22 protein-coding genes are annotated in these 23,545 nt (G+C 56.5%); 18 read left to right on the top strand and 4 right to left on the bottom strand.

The window, feature by feature from the left end; translation table 11 throughout:
* Positions 1-327 precede the first annotated feature (327 nt).
* Positions 328-930, bottom strand: a complete 603-nt coding sequence (gene rpsD / locus ETC02_RS12325) for a 30S ribosomal protein S4 (RefSeq protein WP_171698301.1) — start codon at positions 928-930, stop codon at positions 328-330.
* 329 nt (positions 931-1,259) lie between these two features.
* Here rpsD and ETC02_RS12320 point away from each other — a divergent pair, with 329 nt between their 5' ends.
* Complete coding sequence (locus ETC02_RS12320) at positions 1,260-3,092, top strand: GGDEF domain-containing protein (protein WP_171698300.1); 1,833 nt, start codon at positions 1,260-1,262, stop codon at positions 3,090-3,092.
* A 49-nt stretch (positions 3,093-3,141) separates the two neighbouring features.
* Here the strand turns inward: ETC02_RS12320 and ETC02_RS12315 are convergent, their stop codons facing one another.
* Both ETC02_RS12315 and hisJ read right to left on the bottom strand, forming a co-directional pair.
* The gene (locus ETC02_RS12315) at positions 3,142-3,618 is read right to left on the bottom strand and encodes a GAF domain-containing protein (protein WP_033009183.1); all 477 of its coding nucleotides are present in this window, start codon (positions 3,616-3,618) and stop codon (positions 3,142-3,144) included.
* 35 nt (positions 3,619-3,653) lie between these two features.
* Positions 3,654-4,478 (bottom strand): histidinol-phosphatase HisJ, encoded by an 825-nt coding sequence (gene hisJ, locus ETC02_RS12310; RefSeq protein WP_094239978.1) that lies wholly within the window; start codon positions 4,476-4,478, stop codon positions 3,654-3,656.
* 192 nt (positions 4,479-4,670) lie between these two features.
* On the opposite strand from hisJ, the gene ezrA reads away from it, so the two are divergent.
* The 5 genes from ezrA to mbcS all read left to right on the top strand — a co-directional run bounded on the left by ezrA (position 4,671) and on the right by mbcS (position 10,900).
* Positions 4,671-6,374 (top strand): septation ring formation regulator EzrA, encoded by a 1,704-nt coding sequence (ezrA, locus tag ETC02_RS12305; protein ID WP_100664327.1) that lies wholly within the window; start codon positions 4,671-4,673, stop codon positions 6,372-6,374.
* Between the two features lie 153 nt (positions 6,375-6,527).
* Complete coding sequence (locus ETC02_RS12300; protein WP_094239977.1) at positions 6,528-7,673, top strand: cysteine desulfurase family protein; 1,146 nt, start codon at positions 6,528-6,530, stop codon at positions 7,671-7,673.
* A 7-nt stretch (positions 7,674-7,680) separates the two neighbouring features.
* Complete coding sequence (gene thiI / locus ETC02_RS12295) at positions 7,681-8,886, top strand: tRNA uracil 4-sulfurtransferase ThiI (protein WP_044746336.1); 1,206 nt, start codon at positions 7,681-7,683, stop codon at positions 8,884-8,886.
* Between the two features lie 80 nt (positions 8,887-8,966).
* Positions 8,967-9,170: an alpha/beta-type small acid-soluble spore protein gene (locus ETC02_RS12290; protein WP_033009180.1), complete on the top strand. Its 204-nt coding sequence runs from the start codon at positions 8,967-8,969 to the stop codon at positions 9,168-9,170.
* Positions 9,171-9,304: 134 nt separating this feature from the next.
* A complete protein-coding gene (gene mbcS / locus ETC02_RS12285; protein ID WP_094239090.1) occupies positions 9,305-10,900 on the top strand; it encodes an acyl-CoA synthetase MbcS in 1,596 nt (531 codons plus the stop codon).
* Between the two features lie 292 nt (positions 10,901-11,192).
* Here the strand turns inward: mbcS and ETC02_RS12280 are convergent, their stop codons facing one another.
* Positions 11,193-11,996 (bottom strand): NAD kinase, encoded by an 804-nt coding sequence (locus tag ETC02_RS12280; protein ID WP_171698299.1) that lies wholly within the window; start codon positions 11,994-11,996, stop codon positions 11,193-11,195.
* A gap of 110 nt (positions 11,997-12,106) precedes the next feature.
* Between ETC02_RS12280 and sppA the strand changes: the two genes are divergently transcribed.
* The 12 genes from sppA to ETC02_RS12220 all read left to right on the top strand — a co-directional run bounded on the left by sppA (position 12,107) and on the right by ETC02_RS12220 (position 23,438).
* Positions 12,107-13,114: a signal peptide peptidase SppA gene (gene sppA, locus ETC02_RS12275; RefSeq protein WP_171698298.1), complete on the top strand. Its 1,008-nt coding sequence runs from the start codon at positions 12,107-12,109 to the stop codon at positions 13,112-13,114.
* 31 nt (positions 13,115-13,145) lie between these two features.
* Positions 13,146-13,598 carry an RDD family protein gene (locus ETC02_RS12270; RefSeq protein ID WP_235607784.1) on the top strand — a complete coding sequence of 151 codons (453 nt, stop codon included), beginning with the start codon at positions 13,146-13,148 and terminating at the stop codon, positions 13,596-13,598.
* Between the two features lie 99 nt (positions 13,599-13,697).
* Positions 13,698-14,387, top strand: a complete 690-nt coding sequence (locus tag ETC02_RS12265; protein ID WP_050367692.1) for a DUF2953 domain-containing protein — start codon at positions 13,698-13,700, stop codon at positions 14,385-14,387.
* Between the two features lie 11 nt (positions 14,388-14,398).
* Positions 14,399-14,860: a GerW family sporulation protein gene (gene ytfJ / locus ETC02_RS12260; RefSeq protein ID WP_033014481.1), complete on the top strand. Its 462-nt coding sequence runs from the start codon at positions 14,399-14,401 to the stop codon at positions 14,858-14,860.
* Between the two features lie 151 nt (positions 14,861-15,011).
* Entirely contained in the window at positions 15,012-15,512 is a 501-nt protein-coding gene (gene tpx / locus ETC02_RS12255; RefSeq protein ID WP_033007951.1) for a thiol peroxidase, read from the top strand.
* 118 nt (positions 15,513-15,630) lie between these two features.
* Positions 15,631-16,620, top strand: coding sequence for a class I SAM-dependent methyltransferase (locus ETC02_RS12250; RefSeq protein ID WP_171698297.1), 990 nt, complete (start codon positions 15,631-15,633; stop codon positions 16,618-16,620).
* A gap of 198 nt (positions 16,621-16,818) precedes the next feature.
* Positions 16,819-18,009, top strand: a complete 1,191-nt coding sequence (locus tag ETC02_RS12245) for an acetate kinase (protein WP_050367690.1) — start codon at positions 16,819-16,821, stop codon at positions 18,007-18,009.
* Positions 18,010-18,282: 273 nt separating this feature from the next.
* Positions 18,283-18,795: a hypothetical protein gene (locus ETC02_RS12240; protein ID WP_050367688.1), complete on the top strand. Its 513-nt coding sequence runs from the start codon at positions 18,283-18,285 to the stop codon at positions 18,793-18,795.
* A 135-nt stretch (positions 18,796-18,930) separates the two neighbouring features.
* The gene (locus tag ETC02_RS12235) at positions 18,931-19,281 is read left to right on the top strand and encodes an SCP2 sterol-binding domain-containing protein (protein WP_050367687.1); all 351 of its coding nucleotides are present in this window, start codon (positions 18,931-18,933) and stop codon (positions 19,279-19,281) included.
* A 108-nt stretch (positions 19,282-19,389) separates the two neighbouring features.
* Positions 19,390-20,925, top strand: coding sequence for a long-chain-fatty-acid--CoA ligase (locus ETC02_RS12230; RefSeq protein ID WP_050367686.1), 1,536 nt, complete (start codon positions 19,390-19,392; stop codon positions 20,923-20,925).
* Positions 20,926-21,102: 177 nt separating this feature from the next.
* A complete protein-coding gene (locus ETC02_RS12225; protein WP_171698296.1) occupies positions 21,103-22,227 on the top strand; it encodes an acyl-CoA dehydrogenase family protein in 1,125 nt (374 codons plus the stop codon).
* Positions 22,224-23,438, top strand: coding sequence for an acyl-CoA dehydrogenase family protein (locus tag ETC02_RS12220; protein ID WP_050367685.1), 1,215 nt, complete (start codon positions 22,224-22,226; stop codon positions 23,436-23,438). The genes ETC02_RS12225 and ETC02_RS12220 overlap by 4 nt, the downstream gene beginning before the upstream one ends.
* Positions 23,439-23,545 lie beyond the last annotated feature (107 nt).

The raw sequence follows: 23,545 nt of genomic DNA, 5'->3' as shown, positions 1-23,545 counted from the left end.
TGGGCGCATCCAACGCTCACTGGATCGCTCCCTTACCCCTGATCAGCGAAGGATTCTGCAGGGATTGGGCATGGATGAGAGCATCTACGTGTAACGTGATACGGAACGACCAGCGATGGTAAAAAAAGGATTACCATCGCTCGTTGTGTTGGTCAAAAAGTTATTCTGAAAAACTAAATAAAAAATCCTTTGTTTTGACCTTGTTAGGGTGCGAAATGTGAGTAAAAACATTATTTCGTAAAAATGAATATAAACGAAAAACCCCAAAACCTTTGTAGTTCAAGGGTTTTGGGGTTTTTACATGTTGAACTATAGAACCTGGCTTTATTAACGCGAGTAGAACTCGACGATGAGCGCTTCGTTGATTTCCGCCGGCAGCTCGGAACGTTCCGGCAGGCGTGTATACGTGCCTTCCAGTTTTTCCGGATCAAACGACAAGTAATCCGGAACGAAGTTGTTCGCTTCCACCGCTTCTTTGATCACTTGCAAGTTGCGCGATTTTTCGCGGACCGCGATCGTTTGCCCCGGTTTGACGCGGTACGACGGGATGTTGACGCGGTTGCCGTCGACCAAAATGTGGCCGTGCGTCACAAGCTGGCGGGCTTGACGGCGCGTGCGGGCCAGCCCTAAACGGTAGACGAGGTTGTCAAGGCGCGATTCTAGCAAAATCATGAAATTTTCGCCGTGTTTGCCCGGCATTTTGCCCGCTTCTTCAAACGTTTTGCGGAATTGGCGTTCGTTCACGCCGTACATATGGCGCAGCTTTTGCTTTTCTTGCAGCTGCAAGCCATACTCCGACAATTTTCTCCGTTGGCCCGGACCGTGTTGGCCAGGCGGATACGGACGTTTTTGCAATTCTTTCCCCGTGCCGCTCAACGAGATGCCAAGGCGGCGGGAAATTTTCCACATTGGGCCAGTATAACGAGCCATTCGTTGCTCCTCCTTACGCTTTTATTCCCGTAAAATAAAAGCAGATGTGCGCCAACAATCATGGCCATTTTGTTTTCATGCATCCTCGCTCTCGCAGCTAAGAGTTACGCGATGCACCTCGACAGGCCGAGGAACAAAATGAACCATCAAGGTGGGCACAAAGGCTGCTATATTTTACACAAAGGCTATTATATGATTTTTTAAGATGAAAGTCAACATTTTATTTCCCTTGTCTCCTATTTGTGTGATACAATAAAAGATGGAATTTTTAAAAAGATTTTGTCATCCGTTCGCTCGAAACGAGGATGCCGGTTTAGGTGGAAAAGGCGATGAAACGGGAAGAAACAAGACGATATGAATCGTTTAAACAAGCATGTTTCCGCTGGTTTTTGGCGCTTCCGGATGACGGGCTGTTTTCGGCGGCGGCGGGCGGGCTGCTAGCGCTGTTGAAAGAAGAGCTGGCGCTGCAAGGGGCCGCACTGTATTTGTTTGACACATCGCGCGGCTCTTTTTATCTTGAGGCGGCCGCCGGCATAACGCCGGCGGAGCGGATTGGGGCGGATCAAGCCGAAGAGATTGTTGTCACAAGCGTTGGCGGACCATATATGGCCGCCCGTCTCTTTTGTCCGCTTTCCGATGAAGCGCCGGCTTTGGTCGAGCTTTCATACAGACGAAACAGCGGCATCGATGGGCCGCTGCTGCAGACGCTTCGTTCCGATTTAAGCCGGCTGCTTCGCAAGCTGGGTGCGCTGTCGCGGGGAACGGGCGAGGAGAAGCGATATGAGCAGCTGCACCGCTTTGCGGCCAAAATCCACTCTTCCATGCAAATTGACGACGTGCTCGAGGAAATCATCCGCACGCTGCAAAACGTCTATCCGTCGTTTACATACCATCTTCTGCTGTCGCACGACAACCATGTGCGCGGCCATTTGCCGATCAAGCCGCTCGTGCTTGATGAAGGCGGCGGACAGACAGCGGCGCTGCGGGCGTTTTTGACCGGACAAGTGCAGTGCGAGGAGACAGCGGCGCCGCGGCGGTCCGTCTTGTATGCCCCGATCAAAGGCGTGCAGGCGGTGTATGGCGTGATTCAGATTATTGCTCCGCACGCGGCGCCGTTTCCGAAGCGGGAAATGAATTTTATCTCGCTGCTCGCCGGGACGGCGGGAAGCGCGCTTGAGAACGCCAAGCTGTACGAGCAGTCGCGCCGGCTTGTCAGCGATTTGCAGCTCATTAACGACACGATGCGCGAACTGAACGCGCGGCCGCGGCTGCAGGAAGGAATTGAATATATGGTGGCGCAAATCCGACGGTCGTTTGGCGCAGAGGAAGTCGGGTTTTTTCTGTTCGCCGACGGGCGCCGCGAGCTTTTGCCGGGAAGCACGCCATTTTTTGCCGACGCAGCGGCCGGCCGGTATGTTGAATGGGTCGAAGAGCGGCGGCGGAGCGGAAACGACATTATCTTTGCTGGCGATGTCCACCCGTCTGTATCCGGGCCGTTTCGCTCGGTCATGGCGGCCCTGATGCAGCAAAACAACGAAGCGAAGGGCGTCTGCATCGTGCTCGCCCGCGAGCCGTACCGATTTACGTTTGACATGTTCAAACTGCTCGAGTCGCTCATTCAGCACTCGACTCTCGCGTTTACGAACGCCATTTTGCGCGAAGAGCTTGAAAAGCTCGTCGTCACCGATTATTTGACAAAGCTGCATACGCGCCGCTATTTGGACGAGACGATTCAAACCTCGATGAAATGCGATGAGCGTGGGGCATTTATTTTGATCGACATCGACAATTTTAAGCAAATCAACGACCTTTACGGTCACCAAACGGGCGACGATGTGCTCATCCAGGTGGCCGAGCTGGTGCGCGCCTATATTCGCGACGACGACGTGGCGGCGCGCTGGGGCGGGGAAGAACTGGCCGTGTATTTGCCGAACGTGGCGCTCGCTGACGCGGTTTTGGTCGCCCGACGTATCGTCGAAAAGGTCAGAAGGCATACAGTGCCGCCGGTCACGGTCTCCTGCGGCATTTCATCGTGGAGCCCGCATGGCTCTAAAGACGCAGAACAGCTGTTCAAGCAGGCGGATGCCGCGCTTTATATGGCGAAGGAAACAGGAAAAAACTGCATTTTCGTCCATGACCATTCCCAGCCGCACAAAGTATAAAAAAAGGAATCCGACCAAGCGGATTCCTTCTTTGCGCGGCAGGGCTGCTTTATGATGAAGCGAGCACGCCAGCGAATTGCTCCAAATAGCGGCGGTCCACGTCGTCAAAGCGGTTTTTCACCGGGCTGTCAATATCAAGCACGCCGATGACGCGGCCGTCTTTGATGAGCGGAACGACGATTTCCGACTGGGAGGCGGCGTCGCAGGCGATATGGCCTGGAAATTCGTGCACATCCGGGACGACGACCGTCCGCCGTTCGGCGGCTGCCGTGCCGCACACCCCCTTGCCAAACGGAATGCGGACGCACGCCGGCAAGCCTTGGAACGGGCCGAGCACAAGCTCGTCGCCATCGGCGAGATAAAAGCCGACCCAGTTGATGTCGGTGAGAAACTGATTGAGCAAAGCAGCGGCGTTCGCCAAGTTGGCGATCATGTTCGGCTCTCCGGCGATGAGCGCCTTCAGCTGCTCGATGACGAGCGCGTAGTTTTCTTCGCGTGTGCCGCTGTAAGCGATCGGGTGAAACATCGGAACATGCCTCCTTGAATTTGTTTTCGCTCATTTTAAGATGACGTCCGACGGCTGCCAACGGAAAGCGCCTCGCCGTCCATGACGCCCCGTCCTTGATGCAAGTCGGCGGCGCGGTGGGCGTCTGAACCGTACACGATCGGAATGCCGCGCCGATGCGCCTCAGCGATCAGGTGGTTGGGCGGGTACGGCTCACGGCAGAGCGGTTTGGTAGCGCCGGCGCCGTTGTAGTCGATTTCATAGCCGAACTGCTCGATGTCGTCAAGAATGGCCAACATGCGCTCCGTCATCGGCTCCCGGCACGGAAAGCGGCGCCAAAACTTGCGCACAAGCGTCATATGGCCGATGCGCCGCGGCTTATAGCGGCCAAGGTCGGCGCGGATGGACTGGCGCACCGTGTCGTAATAGGCGGCGTGCACGCGCTCGACCGAGCCGAATAGGCGGACGATGCCGGCAAACATGTCGGCGCTGTAATCGAGGCATACATATTGGCCGTTGTGCGCCAAAAAATGAACCGATAAAATGCTGTCGTCAAGGAGCGGGCCGACTTCATCGAGCAGTTTGGCGGTCTCATCCTCAAAGCCGGGGATAAAGTCGACCTCAAGCCCGACGCGGATCGTAATGTCATGGCGGTAGCGCGCTTTGACATCAGCGATGGCCGCCAAATACCGCTCCAATGCACCGCGCGCCATGGCGCTGTCCTGCTCCGGCGTCGGGTCAAGAAACCGTTCCGGCAGCGGCGCATGTTCGGTGAAGGAAATATCGGTATAGCCGAGGGCGATGGCCCGTTCGACATACTGCTCGAGCGGATCGCGGCTCCCGTGCGGGCAAAACGGTGTGTGAATGTGGCCGTCGCGCAAAGCGGGTTCCCCCTTTCCTTCCATCATTGTATCACAGCAAACCAATTGAAGATTCTTGTAAAAAAAATAAAAATTTTGGTCAAAAAATGTCGATAACATGGTATCATAAAAACATTGAAAAATATATATGTTTGCCTTCTCCGCCATTTTCATTCACTTCGAAGTAGCTTGAGTGCAAGGGGGCATTAGCGGATGGGAATCGTGTGGGTTATTCTGCTCCTTGCGGCAGGAGCAATTGGATATAATCATCTGCGCCGAAAGCGGATGTACCGGGAAATCGACGGGCTTGAAGAGTGGAAAATCCGGTTGATGAATGAACCGGTGCCGGATGAGCTTGCCAAGGTGAAACAGCTGAACATGACCGGGGAGACGGAGCAGTTGTTTGAGCGCTGGCGCCAACAGTGGGATGACATCGTGGCCGTCAAGCTGCCGAACGTCGAGGAGCAGCTGTTTGACGCCGAAACGCTGTTGGACAAATACCGGTATCGAAAGGCGCGCCGGCTGCTCGGGCAAACGGCGGACGCACTCCGGCGCGTGGAGGAAGAAATTCAGCAAATCATTTGCGAAGTCAACGAGCTGATCGGCAGCGAGGAACAAAGCCGGGTCGAAATCGAAGAGCTGCGCACCGCGCACCGGGAAGCAAAAAAAACGCTGCTCGCCTATCGGTATACGTTCGGGGCGGCCGCCGATCTGCTGGACGTCCGGTTGGCTGAGGCGGAAAAGCAATTTCAGTTGTTTGCCGAGTTGACAGAAGCCGGCAACTATTTGGCAGCGCGCGACGTCGTGCTGGCGCTCAAGCAGGAGCTGAACCGCCTCGCCGCGATGATGGAGGACATCCCGGCGCTGCTTGGCGAGTGCCAAACATCGCTTCCCGCCCAGCTTGCCGAGCTCGCCGACGGCTATCGGGAAATGGAGCAAAGCGGGTACATTCTCGACCACTTGGACATCGAGCGCGCGCTTGCGGAAAAGCAGGAAAAAATTCAGCACTGTTTGGCGATGATCGGCGAACTGCGCATTGAAGAGGCGAAGCAGATGCTCGCCGGGCTGAAAGAAGAAATCGAGGCGCTGTATGATTCGCTTGAGCAGGAAGTGCTGGCCCATCAGTACGTGCAAACGGAAATGCCGCGCATTGGCGGCATGCTTGAGGAGCTCGCCGCCGCGGCGAAGGAGACGGGGGCGGAAGCGCTGTTCGTCCAGCAAAGCTATCATCTGCCGCCGGGGGACGTGGAAAAATACCGAAGCATTGAAAAGCAGCTGCACCAGCTGCAAAAGCGGTTTTGGCTCATCCACGACCGCGCCGCCGAGGCGAAAACGGCGTATTCGCTGCTGCGCGAGGAGCTCGAGCAGCTTACATCCCAAATCGACATGATGAAAGAGGAGCATGAACAGTTTCGCCGCATGCTGCAGACGCTGCGCAAAGATGAACTGATCGCCCGCGAAAAGCTTGATGACATGCGGAAAATGTTGTCCGAAGCGGTTCGCCTCGTGCAAAAAAGCCGGCTGCCGGGGCTGCCGGAGTCTTATTCACATGAGCTTGCAGAGGCCAAAACGAGCTTGCAGGCCGTCGCCGCCCGCCTTGAAGAAAAGCCGCTTCACATGCCGGCGGTCGACGGGGCTCTCGAAGAAGCGAAGGCGGCCGTCGAGCGGCTGCATGAGCGGACGGTCGAAATGATCGAGCAGGCCGCCTTGGCCGAGCGGACGATTCAGTACGGCAACCGCTATCGCCGCCGTTATCCGGAGGTGCATAAAGGGCTTGAAGAGGCCGAATTTTTGTTCCGTCATTACGATTACGAGGAAGCGCTCCGGCAGGCGGTGGCGACGGTGGAGAAAGTCGAGCCGGGCGCGTTCGACCGCGTGCGGCAGCTGTGGCAGGCGGACAACGATCAACAATCGTGAGCAAAAACCCGATAAATATCGGTTTCGGCCGATATTTATCGGGTTTTTGGCGGATACTGTAAATGCGTGTGTGTTTTCGTTGCTGTTTTCAGTCTGCTTTTATATGATATGGTTATGTGTACATTTGCCGATGACGAGCGGAGGATGGAAACGATGATTTATCTTGACAACAGCGCGACGACGAAGCCGTTTCCGGAAGCGATCGATTCGTTCGTTGCGGTCGCATCCGGCTATTTCGCCAACCCGTCTTCCCTTCATGGGCTCGGCATGAAGGCGGAGCGGCTGCTCGCGCAGGCGCGTGAACAAGTCGCCGCCATGCTGCGCGTCAAGCCGGGCGAAATCGTGTTCACCTCGGGCGGGACCGAGGCAAACAATTTGGCCATTAAAGGCGTCGCCTGGCAGTACCGGCAGCGCGGCCGGCACATCATTACGACGGAAATCGAGCATCCGTCCGTCGCCGAGCCGTGCCGCCAGCTTGAAGAGCTCGGCTTTGAGGTGACGTATTTGCCGGTCGACCGGGACGGAAGAGTGTCGGCCAAACAAGTGGAGCGTGCGTTGCGCGACGATACGATTCTCGTTTCGGTCATGCATGTGAACAACGAGGTTGGCACCGTGCAGCCGATCGAAGAAATCGGCGCGCTTTTGGCCCGCTATCCGAAAACGCTGTTTCACGTCGACCGGGTGCAAGGCATCAGCAAAGTGCCGCTCGATTTGCAGCGAGCGGGCGTTGATTTATGCACGATATCGGCCCATAAATTTCACGGGCTGCGCGGCGCCGGTGCGCTGTACGTCCGCGAAGGCGTCCGTCTGATGCCGCTGTTGGCCGGCGGCGGCCAAGAAATGCGGCTCCGATCCGGCACGGAAAATGTCGCCGCCATCGTCGCGATGGCCAAAGCGCTCCGCCTTGCCATGGAGCGGTATGAGCGGGACATCGGCCGGCTCAAGGAGCTCAAAGACAAGTGGCTGGAAGCGCTCGCGGCCGTTCCGGACATTGCGATCAACACGCCGCGCGACGGTGCCGCTCCGCATATCATCAACTTTTCCTTAAAGCCCGGCCTGAAGCCGGAAGTGTTCGTTCATGAGCTTGAGAAAAGCGGCGTTTACGTCTCGACGACCTCGGCCTGCTCGTCGAAAAAAAAGGCGCCGAGCAAAACGCTGTTGGCGATGGGATTGGGCGAAGACCGGGCCGAGCGCGGCATCCGCATCAGCCTGTCGTTTGACAATACGCAAGAAGAGATCGCGCCAGCAGTGGCCGCCATCAGGCAGGCGATCAAAACGTTAAGCGAGGTAACAGGATGACATGGAAATGAAGTACGACCGCATTTTAATCCGCTACGGTGAAATGACGACGAAAGGGAAAAACCGCAATGTGTTCGTGCGGCGGCTGAAACAAAACATCGCCCGTAAGCTGCGGGCGTTTCCCCGTATTCAGATTGAATATATGCGCGACCGGATGTACATTTTATTAAACGGTGAGCCGCACGAGCCGATCATCGACAAGCTGAAAACGGTGTTTGGCATCCATTCGTTCAGCCTGGCGATGAAATGCGAAAACGACCTGGCAGCGATCAAAGAAACGGCGCTCGCCGCCGTACGGCAGCTGCCGCACAACGGAAAAACATTTAAAGTGAGCGCCCGCCGCGTCAATAAGCAGTTTCCCTACCGGAGCGATGAGTTGAACCATGAAATCGGGGCGCACATTTTGCGGCAGACGGACGGCCTGACCGTCAACGTGCGTGAACCGGACATTGACGTGCGCGTCGAGGTGCGCCAAGACGGCACGTACGTCACATGCCGCGACATTTTCGGCGCCGGCGGCCTGCCGGTCGGGACGAGCGGCAAGGCGATGCTCATGCTCTCCGGCGGCATCGACAGCCCGGTTGCCGGGTATTTGGCGATGAAGCGCGGCTTGGAAATTGAGGCCGTCCACTTTTTCAGCCCGCCGTATACAAGCGAGCGAGCGAAGCAAAAAGTCATTGACTTGGTGCGGAAGCTGACGGTGTACGGCGGAACGATCAAGCTGCATATCGTGCCGTTTACCGAAGTGCAGCAAGCCATTTACCAAGGGGTGCCGAACGAGTATTCGCTCATTTCCACCCGGCGGGCGATGCTGGCCATTACGGACGCTTTGCGCCGCCGCCACCGGGCGCTGGCGATCGTCACCGGCGAAAGCCTCGGCCAAGTGGCGAGCCAGACGCTCGAGAGCATGTACGTCATCAATGAAGTGACGAACACACCAGTTTTGCGCCCGCTCATCTCGATGGATAAAATGGAAATCATCGAGATGGCGAAGCGCATTGACACCCATGATATTTCAATTCTTCCATACGAAGACTGCTGCACCATTTTTACGCCGCGGGCGCCGAAAACGAAACCGAAAAAAGAGAAAGTGCTCCAGTATGAGCGCGAACTGGATCTCGCCCCGCTGCTCGAGAAGGCGGTCAACGAGACGGAAACGATGGTGATTGACGAAGAAAACGGACGGACTGACGAGTTCGCCGGATTGTTCTAAATCTCAAAATTTACCAAAAGCGTTGCTGCATATCGCCGTCTGTTTTCACACATTCTATACGTACAAGGAGGTGAAAACAGATGGCACGCAACAACAACAATCAATTGCTTGTTCCGGGTGCCCAACAAGCGCTCGAACAAATGAAATACGAAATCGCCCAAGAATTTGGCGTCAACTTAGGCGCTGACACGACTTCCCGCGCCAACGGTTCGGTCGGCGGCGAGATCACGAAACGCCTCGTTGCCATGGCGCAACAACAATTGGGCGGCGCACGCCAATTCTAATTTCATACTGATGGCTTCGCGGCGGGGGATGCCCCCGCCGCTTTTATGTCAAAAAATTATTCAAAATATAATAACTATTTTGTATAATGGAAATGCCGACGCCGGCAAACGAACGAGGAACAGGGGGAGAAACGATGAGACGGGAAGACTTGATCGCGCCCGAGCGGTACAATTTAACATCGGAAATGGAAAGGCACGCGGCGGCCGATCCAGACCGAATCGCGTTAAAATGGGAAAATGAGCAGGGGGAAACGCGCGAGATTACATACGGCCGCCTGATGGCGCGCGCCAATCAAATTGGAAACGCTTTCTTGTCGCATGGCCTTCAGAAAGGGGACAAAGTGCTCGTTATGGTGCCGCGCCTCATTGAGGCATATGAAGTGTATTTAGGGGCGCTCAAAGCCGGGCTTGTCGTCATTCCGAGCTCGGAGATGCTGCGGACGAAAGATTTGCAATACCGGCTGTCCCATAGCGAAGCGAAAGCGGTCGTCGCCTATGAACCGTATGTGGGCGAATTCGCTCCGATCGACGGCGTCGACCGGCTGTTGAAGTTTTCAATCGGCGCGCAGGCGCATGACGGCTGGCTGCCGCTTGAAGCGGCCATCGCGAAGGAAAGCGAAACGCTCGAAGCGGCGGACACCTCGCGCGACGATATGGCGTTTCTGTCGTATACGTCCGGCACGACCGGCAATCCGAAAGGGGTTGTGCATTGCCATGGTTGGGCGTACGCCCATTTGCGCACGGCGGCGAAAAACTGGCTGTGCATCGAAGAAGGCGACCTCGTCTGGGCGACGGCCGGGCCGGGGTGGCAAAAATGGATTTGGAGCCCGTTTTTGTCGGTGCTCGGCTCAGGGGTGACCGGCTTTGTCTATTACGGCCGCTTTGAGCCGGAAAAATATTTGCAGCTGCTTGAAAAATATCAAATCAACGTGCTTTGCTGCACGCCGACCGAATACCGACTGATGGCGAAAGTGACGGACATCGGCCGCTACAACTTATCGGCTCTGCACAGCGCGGTGTCTGCCGGCGAGCCGCTCAACCGTGAAGTGATCGACACGTTTGCCAAACATTTCGGCATCGAAGTGCGCGACGGCTACGGGCAGACGGAAAATACGCTGCTGGTCGGCGTCATGAAAGGAATGGAAATCAAACCGGGCTCGATGGGGAAACCGACGCCGGGTAACCGCGTCGAGATTATCGATGAAAACGGCGAGCCGTGCCCGGTCGGCGTTGTCGGCGATATCGCCGTCCACGTCGAAACGCCGGCGTTGTTCAAATATTACTACAAAGATCCGGAGCGGACGGCGATGCAATTCCGCGGCGATTACTATATCACCGGAGACAAGGCGCGAAAAGACGAGGACGGCTATTTTTGGTTTGAGGGGCGCGGCGATGACATCATCATCAGCGCCGGCTATACGATCGGCCCGTTTGAAGTCGAGGACGCGCTTGTCAAACACCCAGCCGTCAAAGAGTGCGCCGTTGTCGCCAGCCCGGATGAAGTGCGCGGCCATGTCGTCAAGGCGTTCGTCGTCTTGCGCGAGGGGGTTGACAAAGACGATCCGTCCCTCATTCCAGCGCTGCAAGAACATGTCAAACAGTTGACAGCGCCGTACAAATACCCGCGCAAAATCGAGTTTGTCGACGATTTGCCGAAAACGGCGTCTGGAAAAATCCGCCGCGTCGAGCTGCGCGAGCGGGAAGCGCGCCTCGCCGGCCGGTCGTTGTAAGCGCGGATCCGAATGAAGCGCGCGTTTTTCCGTCAATCCGGCGCTGCCCGGCGGGAAGGCAGCGCCGAGCCGAAAAAAGCCGGGAGCGGAGGCGTTTCGTTTGCCTGTCCGTCCCGCTGGAAAAGAAGGAGCTGATTCAAAAGCCCCTTTTGGATGAAATGTAACCGAAGTATGTGAAAGAGACCACCTCTGAAACCCTTGGTTTTACCGGGTTTTTCGTGGTGGTCTATTTTTCATGTTGCCCCAGATAGGAGCATTGCCACACTTTTAGGTCAGCCTCTTTTTGCGCGGTTTATAAAAAGACGCGTTTCACTTTCTCCCAAAACGAATTATTTTTTAAGCGCACCGTTTTCACGACCCGGTCGCTCAGGCGGATGTCGATCCGTTCAATGTGCTGGATGCTGAGCGCCTCATTGTCCAGGCCGATGATCGGAAAATGGCTCGTTTCCTCCGACATTTTCAACGTCAGTGTCCGCGTGCCGCTCAAAATGAACGGCGAACCGAGCGTCCGGTAGCGGTTGCTGTTGAGCGAAGCGAGTTCGCTCACTTGAAAGCACGGCAAAAGCGGATCGACGACCGCCCCGTGCACCGACTTGTTGTAGCCGGTGCTGCCGGTCGGCGTCGAGACGATAATGCCGTCGCCGCGGAACGTCTCAAAATGCAAATCGTCGATGAACACGTCGACCGCCATCGTTTTAATGACTTGCGAGCGGATCGAACATTCGTTTAAGCAAAAAAACGAAGCGGTGCCGTCGATCGTCACTTCAATGACCGGGTAGCGCCGCACTTCCAGCTTCCAGTTTCTTGCCGCCTCGACCATATGATCAATGTCGTCGATTTGAAAGTCGCAATAAAAGCCGCGCGCCGGGAGCGTCGAGACGCCGACATACAGGCTGTCAGGGCGGAATCCGGTCTGCCGGACCGCCTGCAAAAATGCGCCGTCGTCGCCGATGCTGACAATGATGTTCGCTTCCCGATAGTCGTCGACAACGACAAACGGCCCGCGCTCAGCCCATTCGATGAGCGGTTTCACTCGCCGGACGAGTTCATCGTCGCGCTTATAAAAAAAATAAAGGTGGTTGCGTTCGGTATCCATATTTTGCATCCTCCTAGTAGCGTCGAATCTTGAACCGATGTACAATGAATATTGTACCACGTTTGCCACGATTCTAAAAATATGGCAGCCGATGCAAAGGGAGGAAGATGATGAATCGAAAACGATGGACGGCGTTGGCCATCGCCGCCGCCTTGTTTGTGATCTCCGTGCTTGTTCAGGCGGTTGGCGTTCTTTTGTCCGACAAGGCGGGCGGCTGGTCGGAAAGGTGGCTGGCGCTCATGGAGTCGCCATTTAGCGAAGAAGTCATCGCCGAGGGCGACCCGTTGAAAAAAATCGCAGTGTTGGAAGTGAACGGAGTGATTCAAGATGCGGGGGAAGCGGAGTCGTTTCTTTCCTCATCACAGTACAATCACCAAACGTTTTTGCAAATGATCAAACAGGCGAAAGAGGATCAAGACGTCAAAGCGATCATCTTGCGCATTAATTCGCCGGGCGGCGGTGTCGCGGAAAGCGCGGAAATTTACGATCAGCTGATGAAGCTGAAAAAGAAGACGAACAAGCCGATTTATGTATCGATGGGGACCATGGCCGCCTCGGGCGGTTACTATATCGCAGCGGCCGGCGATAAAATTTTCGCCAGCCCGGAGACGATCACCGGCTCCATCGGCGTCATCATGCAAAGCGTCAACTATGAAGGGCTGGCAAAGAAGTACGGCGTGGAGCTTGTCACGATCAAAAGCGGGCCGTACAAAGACATCATGAATCCGGCGCGCAAAATGACCGAAGCGGAACGGGAGATTTTGCAGCGGCTGATCAATGATTCGTATGATGCGTTTGTTGATGTGGTAGCCAAAGGAAGAAAGCTGCCGGAAGACACGGTGCGAAAGCTGGCGGACGGCCGCATTTATGATGGGCGACAGGCGAAGGCGCTCCGCCTTGTCGACGAGTTCGGCTACTTGGATGACGCGATCGCTGCGCTCAAAAAAGAGCATCATTTAACCGGCGCTCAAGTCGTAAAATACGTGAACGATGCGCCGTGGAGCTCTCTCTTTGAGGTGGTGTCGAACCGGATGAAGCCGGACAGCGAGGCGGCCGGGCTCATCCGCCTGTTGTCGCGCCCATCCTCGCCGCGGCTTATGTACTTGTACGCCGAATAGGGGGGATCAAGAAATGGAGGACACACAATCGATGGCGCTGCCGGCGTCCATCTGTGATGCGGCGGACCCCGCTCCCCGCTACGGCGGCTTTTGGCTTCGTTTTTGGGCGTATTGCCTTGATGTCATTGTTGTCTCAAGCCTCAACCGGCTCATCGTTTGGCCGCTTTTCCGCCTATTCGATTGGCCGCTTGAGCGGGACGGGTTGTTTGCGCCGGCCTCGGTGGCGGCGGCGGTCGTTTTTTACGCCTACTTTGTGCTGATGACGAAAGCGTTCGGGCAGACACTCGGCAAGATGGTGTTCGGTTTAAAAGTCGTCGACGAACAAGGAGGGCCGCTCACCTGGCTGACCGTGTTGTTTCGCGAAGTCATCGGCAAATTCATCAGCAAAACATTGCTGTTTGTCGGCTTTTTGTTTGTCGCCTTTTCGGAAAAGAAAAAAGGAATGCACGACCAGTTTGCCGATACGATCGTCATCCGCGAGTAGCCGGCTTTTGCGGGGCAAACAGCGTTGTTCACCTGCCATGCGGCAGGTTTATTTTTTTTCCATATGGCGACAATGATATGGTGAAAGGGAGGACGGGCCTTGAAAGTCGTAATCATAGTCGCCATAGCCGTTATGGTGTTGTTCCTTCTTGCCGCCTTCATGAAACTTTCCGTGACGGTTGTGTTTCGCCATCGGCAGGACGATGATGAATACAAAATTGTGGTGCGCACGCTGTTTGGCCTCATCCGCTACACGATTCACATTCCGCTCATCAAGCTGGAAACCGAATCGGAAGCGCCCGGGGTGGCGTTCATCCACAAAAAAGGGATGGGGGAGACGCGCGGTAAGGAAGAAAAGAAAGGAAAATGGACGCCGAAAAAAATCGCCGACTTTTTTCGCAAAGTAAAACAGTTTTTGGAGCACGTCATCGATTTTTATGAAATTATGAAACAATTTTGTCGCCATGTGACGATTACCAAATGGGAATGGAAGACAAACATCGGAACGGGTGATGCGGCATCGACCGGGCTGCTCGTCGGGCTTGGCTGGTCGTTGAAATACGCTATTATCGGAGCGGCGAGACGGTACATGAACATGAAAACGACCCCGGTGATTGCGATCGTTCCCGTGTACGACCGAGCCGTCTCGGAAACGTCGTTTTTATGTATGTTTCATTTCCGAATCGGGCATGCTATGGTAGCAGGATTGCGCGTCATCAAACATTGGCGCAGGCGGCGTCCGCCAAAGCGCAGCCTTTCCGCTGCGCGACAGGCAAATGAAGGCTATTAGGAGGAATGATGATGACGAACCATCCGATCCAAGGGCTTATGACAACCGCGATGGAAAATTTAAAACAAATGATCGACGTCAACACGATTATCGGCGATCCGGTCGAGACGCCGGATGGCAGCGTCATTTTAACGGTGTCGAAGGTCGGGTTCGGGTTTGCGGCCGGCGGCAGCGAATTTATGCTTGACGGCCAGACAAACGGCCAAGGGGCGCAAACGAACGGGCAAAACGGGCAGCAACAGGGGAACGGGCACCCGTTTGGCGGCGGCAGCGGCGGCGGTGTGTCGATCACCCCGATCGCGTTTCTCGTCGTCAACTCATCGGGTGTCAAACTTCTCCATCTGGATGAAAGCACGCATTTATACGAAAAAATTCTCGATCTCGCCCCACAAGCCATCGAAAAAATCCAGGCGATGTTGAAGAAAAACAAAAAAGACGGTGCGTCTTCCACCGCGAACGATTTTGACATTTAGCCGGGCTTGGCGCTGGATCGGGTTTCGTCCAGCGCTTTGTTTTGGCGGGCCGCAGGCGAAAGGGGCGATGCGGCGAGTAAAACGATTGCAAACGCCGCCTTTTCGTTTTACTATGGAGATGGTACATATTTTTTCCTAAGGGGGAGAAGCCATGGCTCAAGTGACGTTTAAAGGCAATCCGGTCACGCTCGTCGGCAACGAAGTGAAAGTCGGCGACAAAGCGCCGGACTTCACCGTGTTGAACCAAAATTTGCAGGAAGTGACGCTCGCCGATACGAAGGGGCATGTCCGCCTCATCAGCGTCGTGCCGTCGCTTGACACCGGTGTTTGTGACGCGCAGACGCGCCGGTTTAACGAGGAAGCGGCGAAGCTTGACAACGTGAAAGTGCTGACGATCAGCGTCGATTTGCCGTTTGCGCAAAAACGGTGGTGCGGCGCCGCCGGCATCGAAAACGTTGAAGTGTTGTCCGACCATCGCGACGTCTCATTTGGACAAGCGTACGGCGTCCTGATCAAAGAACTTCGCCTGCTTGCCCGCGCCGTGTTTGTCATCGATAGCAACGACACGGTCACATACGTCGAATACGTGCCGGAAGTGACGAACCATCCGAACTACGAAGCGGCGATTGAAGCGGCGAAAGCGGCGAAATAAGGAAAACGGCTCCGATCCGTTCGGGGCCGTTTCGTTTTGGCCGCTGTTTGCCTTGCGGGGCGGGGCGGACGGACGTACAATATACAGAAGGGACATGGGCAGAAAGGGGGACGCACGCATGATGACACCCGTTGAACGGCTGTTTGCCGTCTTGGATGAAACGGCCCGCATTTTGCAGGAGGAGCTGCAATGCACGTATTTGGAAGCTGTCGCGGAAACAGGGGAAAATTTGTTTCACGGCGACGTGCTGCAAGATGAGGTGAGCGAGCTGAACGCGAAACGGTTGAAAAAGCAATATCGCGAATTGGGGCTCGAACAGTTTCAGAACGAGCACATCCGCAAGGCGTTTCAGCTTGCCGTCTTAAAAGGGATGCGCCAGCACGTCCAGCCGAATCACCAAATGACGCCGGATGCGGTCAGTGTGTTTTTGGCCTACCTCGTCCGGCAGTTCACGCGCCCGCATTTGGCGCTAACGATTCTGGACCCGGCCGTCGGCACGGCCAATTTGCTTACAGCCGTGTTAAACGGGCTCGGCGGCCGGCAGGCGAAAAGCTACGGCGCCGACGTTGACGATCTGCTCGTCAAACTCGCATATGTCAATGCCAACTTGCAGCAGCACCCGGTGCAGCTGTTTAACCAGGACAGCCTGCGCCCTTTGTTCGTCGAACCGGCCGATGTCGTTGTCTGCGATTTGCCGGTCGGCTACTACCCGGATGACGCCAATGCCAGCCGCTTTGTGTTAAAAGCGAAAGAAGGGCGGTCGTATGCGCATCATTTGTTGATCGAGCAAAGCTTGCGCTATACAAAAGACGGCGGCTATTTGTTTTTCCTCATTCCGAACACGCTGTTTTCCAGCCCTCAGGCGGAACAGCTGAATGAATTTTTAAAAGAAACCGCCATCGTTCAAGGCTTGTTGCAGTTGCCGCTGTCCATGTTTAAACACGAGCAGGCGGCGAAAAGCATATTCATTTTGCAAAAGAAAGGCCCGATGGCGAAAGCGCCGAAACAAGTGCTGCTCGCCGAACTGCCGCGCTTTTCCAACAAGACGGCCATGCAGGCGATGATGGCGAAAATCGATGCCTGGATCGCCGGCGAAAAAGGGCGCTGACAGTCTCCAACCTGCTTGGAGGCTGTTTTTATTTTCACAACATAAAAACATTTCCTTGCAACCGATTACGAAAGAAAACGCCGCTTGAAAGGAAGAAAAGGGAGGCATACAATGAAAAAGGCATAGTGAAACAGCGCCCAATCGCGCACACTAACCGTAAGTGCGAACGGATTTTGGCAAAAAGGAGCTGTATGTTCGATGGCAAAAGTGTTAGCCGTTAATGCGGGAAGTTCTTCGTTGAAATTCCAATTGTTTGACATGCCGGCGGAAACGGTGTTAACGAAAGGAGTCGTCGAGCGGATCGGCTTTGACGACGCGATTTTTACGATCGTCGTGAACGGGGAGAAACAGCGGGAAGTCACTTCCATCCCGAACCATGCCGTGGCGGTGAAACTGCTGCTTGACAAACTGATTCGCTATGGCATCATCCGGTCATTTGACGAAATTGACGGCATCGGCCACCGCGTCGTCCACGGCGGAGAGAAGTTCAGCGATTCGGTGTTGATCACCGATGAGGTGATAAAACAAATCGAAGAAGTGTCCGAGCTCGCTCCGCTTCATAACCCGGCCAACCTCGTCGGCATCCGCGCGTTTCAGGAAGTGCTGCCGAACGTGCCGGCCGTCGCCGTTTTTGATACGGCGTTTCACCAAACGATGCCGGAACAGTCGTTTTTGTACAGCTTGCCGTATGAGTATTACACGAAATTCGGCATTCGCAAGTACGGCTTCCATGGCACGTCGCACAAATACGTCACCCAGCGGGCGGCGGAGCTTCTCGGCCGGCCGATCGAGCAGCTGCGCCTCATCTCGTGCCATTTAGGCAACGGGGCGAGCATCGCGGCGGTCGAAGGCGGCAAATCGATCGACACGTCGATGGGCTTTACGCCATTAGCGGGTGTCGCGATGGGGACGCGCTCTGGCAACATCGACCCGGCGCTTATCCCATACATTATGGAAAAAACAGGAATGACCGCTGATGAAGTGATTGAAGTGCTGAATAAAAAGAGCGGTATGCTCGGCATCTCCGGCATCTCGAGCGACTTGCGCGACTTGGAAAAAGCGGCCGCCGAAGGAAATGAGCGCGCGGAACTTGCGCTGGAAGTGTTTGCGAACCGCATTCATAAATACATCGGCTCGTATGCGGCGCGCATGTGCGGCGTCGACGCCATCATTTTCACCGCCGGCATCGGCGAAAACAGCGATGTCGTGCGCGCCAAAGTGCTGCGCGGCCTTGAGTTCATGGGCGTCTACTGGGATCCGGTGTTAAACAAAGTGCGCGGCAAAGAAGCGTTCATCAGCTACCCGCACTCGCCGGTCAAAGTGCTCGTCATCCCGACGAACGAAGAGGTCATGATCGCCCGCGACGTCATGCGGCTGGCGCAGTTGTAAACCATTCGCCAAGAAAAATGGATGTTGTCCAAAAACGGCAGCCTAAACGGAAAGAGGCGGCCGTTTTTTTCTGCTTTTCGGCGCCAGCCCCGGCGCCTTGCTTTTGGCTGTTTGTGAAGAAGCGCGCCCGTCTCCATGCCGTCTTTTTCGCACCGGACCTCCTTGGCAACAGAGCGACGGCCATGCCCCTTTCCCCCGGTAATTGTCGGAATTGCCGCCGGCGCTGTTTCGCGTCAAAATGGGAGTAGCGAACCGGCAAAGGGGGAATGAACGATGGGGCTGTTTCGCGATGACAGGCACGTATACCGGGTGATCGGCGAATTTATGCAAATCCCGGCGCGGCCGCGGACGGCGGAGGAGCTGCGGGCATGGTGGGGGCATCATCCGGCATATCGCGAATACGGCGGGGAAGTGGAGCAAATCAATCGCATCGGCGAGCAAATCCGGCGGTCGCGCGCTGCGTTCGCCTTTTATTTGACCGATCCGGAGGCGGTTATTGGCATCGATGCGAGGGGGCCGAACGAAGGTGAAAACTACGCCGTGTTTTTCGGGCGGCCGCCCGCTGCTCCGGATGTCGCCATCCGGACGACCGGGGATGTCGCCCACCAGTTTTGGGGCGGCAACATCAACGTTCCGCTGGCGCTCATGACCGGGAAAATGAAGACGAAAGGGTCAAGAGCGAAAGCGTTGCAGCTCCTGCCGCGCATCGTGCCGGCTTTTCCGCTGTATCGCCGCTATTTGGAGCTGATCGGCGAGCATGCGCTGCTTGCGGCTTTGCGAGCGTAAAAACATCGGGGAGCGGTGCGCCGGCGGAAAGAAAGTTCCGACGATTTTCGGGATAGGACAGGAAAGGAAAACGCGTTATAGTAAAAGTACAAACAAAAATTTCAGACAGTTCAAAATTTTAAGGAGGATGTGAAGATGACGACGGTAAGAGATATTTTTCAACTGATTGATTCACAATTGAGGGAGGATCCATCCCGCGCCGACGGAATTGTCGCAGTGTACCAATTCAACTTAAGCGGGGCCGATGCCGGAGTGTACCAAGTCGTTCTTCGTCCCGACGCCGGCTTTGTCATTGAAGGGGAGCAGGAAACGCCGGACTGCACGCTCAGCATGGACAGCGACGATTTTAAACAAATGGTCGACGGCGAACTCAACGGAACGGAAGCGTTTATGAGCGGGCGTCTTCGCATTGACGGGGACATGGGATTGGCGCTCCGCCTTCAGGAAGTGTTGTCCGCCTACAACAGCGCCAATCAAAACCAATAAGCGCGCTGACCGAACAGCGCGCCGTCCGCTGGAAGGAAAGAAACGAAAGGCGGCGGGTCCGGCCTGCCTTGCCGGCTCGCTGCCTTTTCGGGTAAAGGAGACGGGGGAATGGACTTACGAACGGTATGGGCGAAAAATATCGAGCAGTTCGGTCCGTATCCGGCGCTCATTTTTGAAGGAAACGAATATACGAACGTGGAGTGCGACGCCCGTTCATCCCAGCTGGCTCACGTGTTGATCGGGCTCGGAGTCAAGCCTGGCGACCGCGTTGTTGTCACGATGCCGAACAGCCCGGAAGTGATCATCGCTTTCAGCGCCGTCGCCAAAGCCGGGGCAGTTGTCGTGCCGGTGCTGCCCCTGTTGCAGGTGCAGGAGCTTCGTTACATTTTTCAAGATTGCGAACCGAACATCGTGCTGACCGCCGAGATGTTATGGGCGAAAGTGAACGAAGCCGTCCAAGGGCTGCCGTCGCCGCCGGCCGTTTTTACGCTCGACAGCTCCGGCTCGCCGCGTTCGTTGCGAACGGCGATGGAGCAGGCTCCGTCCCATCTTCCGCCATTGGCGGTCGCCGATGGCGATGCGGCGGCCTTGCTTTATACGTCAGGTACGACCGGCCGGCCGAAAGGAGTTGTATTAACGCACCGCAACTTGTATACAAACGCTGAGGCGGCGGCCGAAATGGCGAAGCGGCTGCCTGTTGAATACGAACGCACGGGGCTCGGTGTGTTGCCGATTTCCCATGCATTCGGTTTCACGATGATGAATGTGGCGTTGCTTTTGGGCGACAAAATCGTCCTGCTGCCGTATTTCGAGCCAAAAAAAGTGCTCGAGGCGATCGAACGGCATCGGGTGACGCATACGGCGATGGTGCCGGCGATGTTTCACGCTTTATGCCATTACGCGGACGCTGACCGATACGACACCTCAAGCCTCGCCGCCTGCGTGTCCGGTTCGGCCTCGTTGCCGCCGTCGCTCGCCTGGCAGTTCCAGCGCAAGTTTGGTTGCTTGATTTTAGAAGGATATGGATTGTCGGAAGCCGCCCCGATCGTGACGGCGACCGATCCGACGAAGCCAATCAAGCCGGGGTCGGTCGGACTTCCGCTGCCTGGCGTGAAAGTAGCGGTCGTCGACGAAAACGGCAACCGCCTGCCGCCGAATGAAGTCGGAGAGCTGATCGTCTCCGGGCCGAACGTGTTTCAAGGCTACTACAGAAAGGATGAAGAGACCCGCCAGGCGTTGCGCGACGGGTGGCTGTATACAGGCGACATGGCGCGCATCGATGAGGACGGGTATGTGTTTATCGTCGACCGGAAAAAAGATGTGATCATTCGCGGCGGATTCAACATTTATCCGCGCGATTTGGAAGAGCTGCTTCTTTCCCATCCCGCGGTCGTCGACGCCGGGGTGGTCGGCGTCCCATCGCCGAAAATGGGCGAGGAAGTCGCCGCTTATGTCGTCGTCCGACGGGGAGCGGATGTGACGGAAGAGGAGCTCATCCGCTTTTGCCAGGAAAAGGTGGCGAAATACAAAAGCCCACGATTTGTCAAAATCGTCGGCTACTTGCCGAAAAACTTGCTTGGGAAAACGGACAAGAAAAAGCTGCGCGAATGGGCGGGCGAGTTTGTGGCGTCCGCCGAGCGGTGACAGATGCGCCGGGAAGGCCTGGTGCGGAAGCAAAAACGGCCTTTTGGACAGAGGCAAGGAACGGTTGAACAGCGGCTTTCTTGCAGCGCACAAACAGCCGGGGCAGACAAGGCGGCTGTTTTCACCGCGCCGTGGGCGGTGCGCCAAGCCGCCGCCATAGGAAAAGGGGGGAAAACGATGATTTCATTTCGTCCGACAGAGGAGGAACAGGCGTTTTGCGAAGTGGCGAAAACGATCGCCTGCGACGAGTTGCGCCCCCTCGCCCGCGAATGCGAACAGAGCCGATCTGTAAGCGCCTCCATAGCAAGACGCCTTCACGAGCTGGGGTTTTTGGCGCTTGAACTGCCGGAACAGTGGGGCGGGCTCGAGCTCCCGCTCATTTCGCAGGCGCAAATTTGGCAGTCGCTCAGCTTTGGGGATTTGGGCATCGTCCAAGGGCTTCCCGGGCCCGGGGAGGCGGCTCCGTTCATGCGCTTGGCGCCGAGCCATCCGGTTTGGCGGCGGTATCGTGAATCCGGGCAGGGGAGGATATGGCCGACGGCTGTGTTCGTTGACGGCGAGGAAACGATCGAGCTCCGCCGCCAAGGCGACGGGTATGTGCTGAATGGAACGTCGGTGCCGATCCGGCTGGCCGCGTCGGCCGAATGGGTGGTCATTGCCGCCAAAGAAAGCGAAGGGGAACCGGTCATTGTCGTCCTTGATGATCAAGGATGGGAAACAGTGGAAGGCGATTTTCGGCTTGGATTGCTTGCGGCAGGGCTCGGCCGGCTCCGGTTTTCCGAGCGGTTTGTCAGCAATGATGGCGTGCTCGCCCGCGGCAGCGAGGCGGCGGCGTTATTGGCGCACGCCCGCGCTCGGCAGTGCGTGCTTGAGGCGGCCAAGGAAGTCGGCCTGATGGAGGCGGCGCTTGAGTATGCGATTCAATACACGGCTGGACGAAAAGCGTTCGGCCAGGAAATCGCCAAGTTTCAAGGCGTATCGTTTACGATCGCCGAAATGGCGTTTGAATGCCGCGGGGCGAGAAACATCGTCTGGGCGGCGGCCTGCCGCGTCGAGGAGCAAGGCGGGGAGGCGGAAAGCCATGCATGGCGGGCGCTCGCCCGCGCCCACCGGTCGGTGCGCTTCGTCACCGATCAAGCGGTGCAAATGCTCGGCGGGCACGGATATGTGCAAGAATACCCGGTCGAAAAATGGATGCGCGACGCTCAAGCACAAGTGATGCTGTATGCCCGGGAAACGGATTGGCTCATCCGCCGCGGCGAACAGCTGCTTCGAGAACGGAAAGAGAGGGTGGCACGATGATTTCATTTGCCTTGTCGCCGCAGCAAAAGCAAATCAAAGAGCTCGTCCATTGGTTCGCCAAACATGAAGTGCGGCCGATCGCGCTCGAAGCTGACCGGCTCGGGCGCGTGCCGGACGAATGGCTCAAGAAAGTGAACAAAATGGGCATCCAGCTCAATGCGTCCTCATTCGGCGGCGGACGCGCGGCGGCCGATGCAGAAAAAAAACAGGAAAAAAGGGAACGTGAAGGGAACCGCGTGGCCGTCATCGCCGCTGAAGAGCTCGCGTGGGGCTGCCCGGCCGTCGCTTTGTCCCTTCCCGGCCCCGGCTTGGGCGGGCCGCCGGTCCAATCGAGCGGCACCCCGGAACAAAAGCAGCGGTTTTTGTCGATTTTCACGAAAGAGGAGCCGCGCTGGGGAGCCTATGCGTTGACTGAGCCGGAAGCCGGGTCGGACGCGTCCGGCATCCGTACGACGGCAAGAAAAGTCGACGGCGGCTATATGTTAAACGGCCAAAAAATTTTCATCACCAACGGCGCCCGCGCTTCGTGGGTTGTCGTATTCGCCACAGTCGACCCGACGCTCGGGCGCGCCGGGCACCGGGCGTTTGTCGTCGAAAAGGGGACGCCGGGCTTTACGGCCACCCGCACGGTCCACAAGATGGGGTTGCGCGCCAACGAAACGGCGGAACTCTTGTTTGAAGACTGTTTCGTCCCTGATGACAACCTGCTGGGCGGCGAAGCGTTGTACAGTGCGGGCGCCAACCGCCCGTCCGGCTTCCAGGTGGCGATGAAAACGTTTGACAGCACGCGGCCGATCGTCGCCGCCATGGCGGTCGGCATCGCCCGCGCCGCCTATGAGTATACGCTTGACATCGTCCGGAGCAGCTATCCGAAACAAGGGCGGCTGTATTACGAAGCAGCGGAGCGGCTCGCCGAAGCCGAACAAGAGATCGAGGCGGCGCGCCTGCTTACGTGGGAAGCGGCGTGGAAAGCGGACATCGGCGAGCCGAATGCGATGGAAGCGGCCGTCTGCAAGGCCGTCGCCGGGAAAATGGCGCTTCATGTGTGCGCGATGTGCCTTGAACTGCTCGGGCCCGTCGGTCTTGACGGGCATTTGGTGGAGAAGTTGTACCGCGATGTGAAAGTGTTTGACATTTTCGAAGGCACGCAGCAAATCCAGCGCCTCGTCACCGCAAGGCGGCTGTATGCGCCATACGGCGTGCACGTCTAGAGGACCGTCAGCCCCAAACGCCCTTTTCGCAAGTGGAGCAGCAGTTTTTTGCTCACCATCGAAGGCATCAACTGCGCAAACACCGTGGTTGTTCACCGACTTTCCAG

It is taken from the genome of Geobacillus sp. DSP4a, from assembly GCF_013096875.1.
GTDB classification, from domain to species: Bacteria; Bacillota; Bacilli; order Bacillales; family Anoxybacillaceae; genus Geobacillus; species Geobacillus thermophilus.
The sequence above is the reverse complement of the archived record's forward strand: the minus strand, read 5'-3'. Positions and strand labels throughout refer to the sequence as shown.

Excerpts from the sequence above, each read along its gene's own strand:
- rpsD (WP_171698301.1), bottom strand. The coding sequence starts at position 930 with ATGGCTCGTTATACTGGCCCAATGTGGAAAATTTCCCGCCGCCTTGGC.
- ETC02_RS12320 (WP_171698300.1), top strand. The coding sequence starts at position 1,260 with ATGAAACGGGAAGAAACAAGACGATATGAATCGTTTAAACAAGCATGT.
- ETC02_RS12315 (WP_033009183.1), bottom strand. The coding sequence starts at position 3,618 with ATGTTTCACCCGATCGCTTACAGCGGCACACGCGAAGAAAACTACGCG.
- ezrA (WP_100664327.1), top strand. The coding sequence starts at position 4,671 with ATGGGAATCGTGTGGGTTATTCTGCTCCTTGCGGCAGGAGCAATTGGA.
- ETC02_RS12300 (WP_094239977.1), top strand. The coding sequence starts at position 6,528 with ATGATTTATCTTGACAACAGCGCGACGACGAAGCCGTTTCCGGAAGCG.
- thiI (WP_044746336.1), top strand. The coding sequence starts at position 7,681 with ATGAAGTACGACCGCATTTTAATCCGCTACGGTGAAATGACGACGAAA.
- ETC02_RS12290 (WP_033009180.1), top strand. The coding sequence starts at position 8,967 with ATGGCACGCAACAACAACAATCAATTGCTTGTTCCGGGTGCCCAACAA.
- mbcS (WP_094239090.1), top strand. The coding sequence starts at position 9,305 with ATGAGACGGGAAGACTTGATCGCGCCCGAGCGGTACAATTTAACATCG.
- ETC02_RS12280 (WP_171698299.1), bottom strand. The coding sequence starts at position 11,996 with ATGGATACCGAACGCAACCACCTTTATTTTTTTTATAAGCGCGACGAT.
- sppA (WP_171698298.1), top strand. The coding sequence starts at position 12,107 with ATGAATCGAAAACGATGGACGGCGTTGGCCATCGCCGCCGCCTTGTTT.
- ETC02_RS12270 (WP_235607784.1), top strand. The coding sequence starts at position 13,146 with ATGGCGCTGCCGGCGTCCATCTGTGATGCGGCGGACCCCGCTCCCCGC.
- ytfJ (WP_033014481.1), top strand. The coding sequence starts at position 14,399 with ATGACGAACCATCCGATCCAAGGGCTTATGACAACCGCGATGGAAAAT.
- tpx (WP_033007951.1), top strand. The coding sequence starts at position 15,012 with ATGGCTCAAGTGACGTTTAAAGGCAATCCGGTCACGCTCGTCGGCAAC.
- ETC02_RS12250 (WP_171698297.1), top strand. The coding sequence starts at position 15,631 with ATGATGACACCCGTTGAACGGCTGTTTGCCGTCTTGGATGAAACGGCC.
- ETC02_RS12245 (WP_050367690.1), top strand. The coding sequence starts at position 16,819 with ATGGCAAAAGTGTTAGCCGTTAATGCGGGAAGTTCTTCGTTGAAATTC.
- ETC02_RS12240 (WP_050367688.1), top strand. The coding sequence starts at position 18,283 with ATGGGGCTGTTTCGCGATGACAGGCACGTATACCGGGTGATCGGCGAA.
- ETC02_RS12235 (WP_050367687.1), top strand. The coding sequence starts at position 18,931 with ATGACGACGGTAAGAGATATTTTTCAACTGATTGATTCACAATTGAGG.
- ETC02_RS12230 (WP_050367686.1), top strand. The coding sequence starts at position 19,390 with ATGGACTTACGAACGGTATGGGCGAAAAATATCGAGCAGTTCGGTCCG.
- ETC02_RS12225 (WP_171698296.1), top strand. The coding sequence starts at position 21,103 with ATGATTTCATTTCGTCCGACAGAGGAGGAACAGGCGTTTTGCGAAGTG.
- ETC02_RS12220 (WP_050367685.1), top strand. The coding sequence starts at position 22,224 with ATGATTTCATTTGCCTTGTCGCCGCAGCAAAAGCAAATCAAAGAGCTC.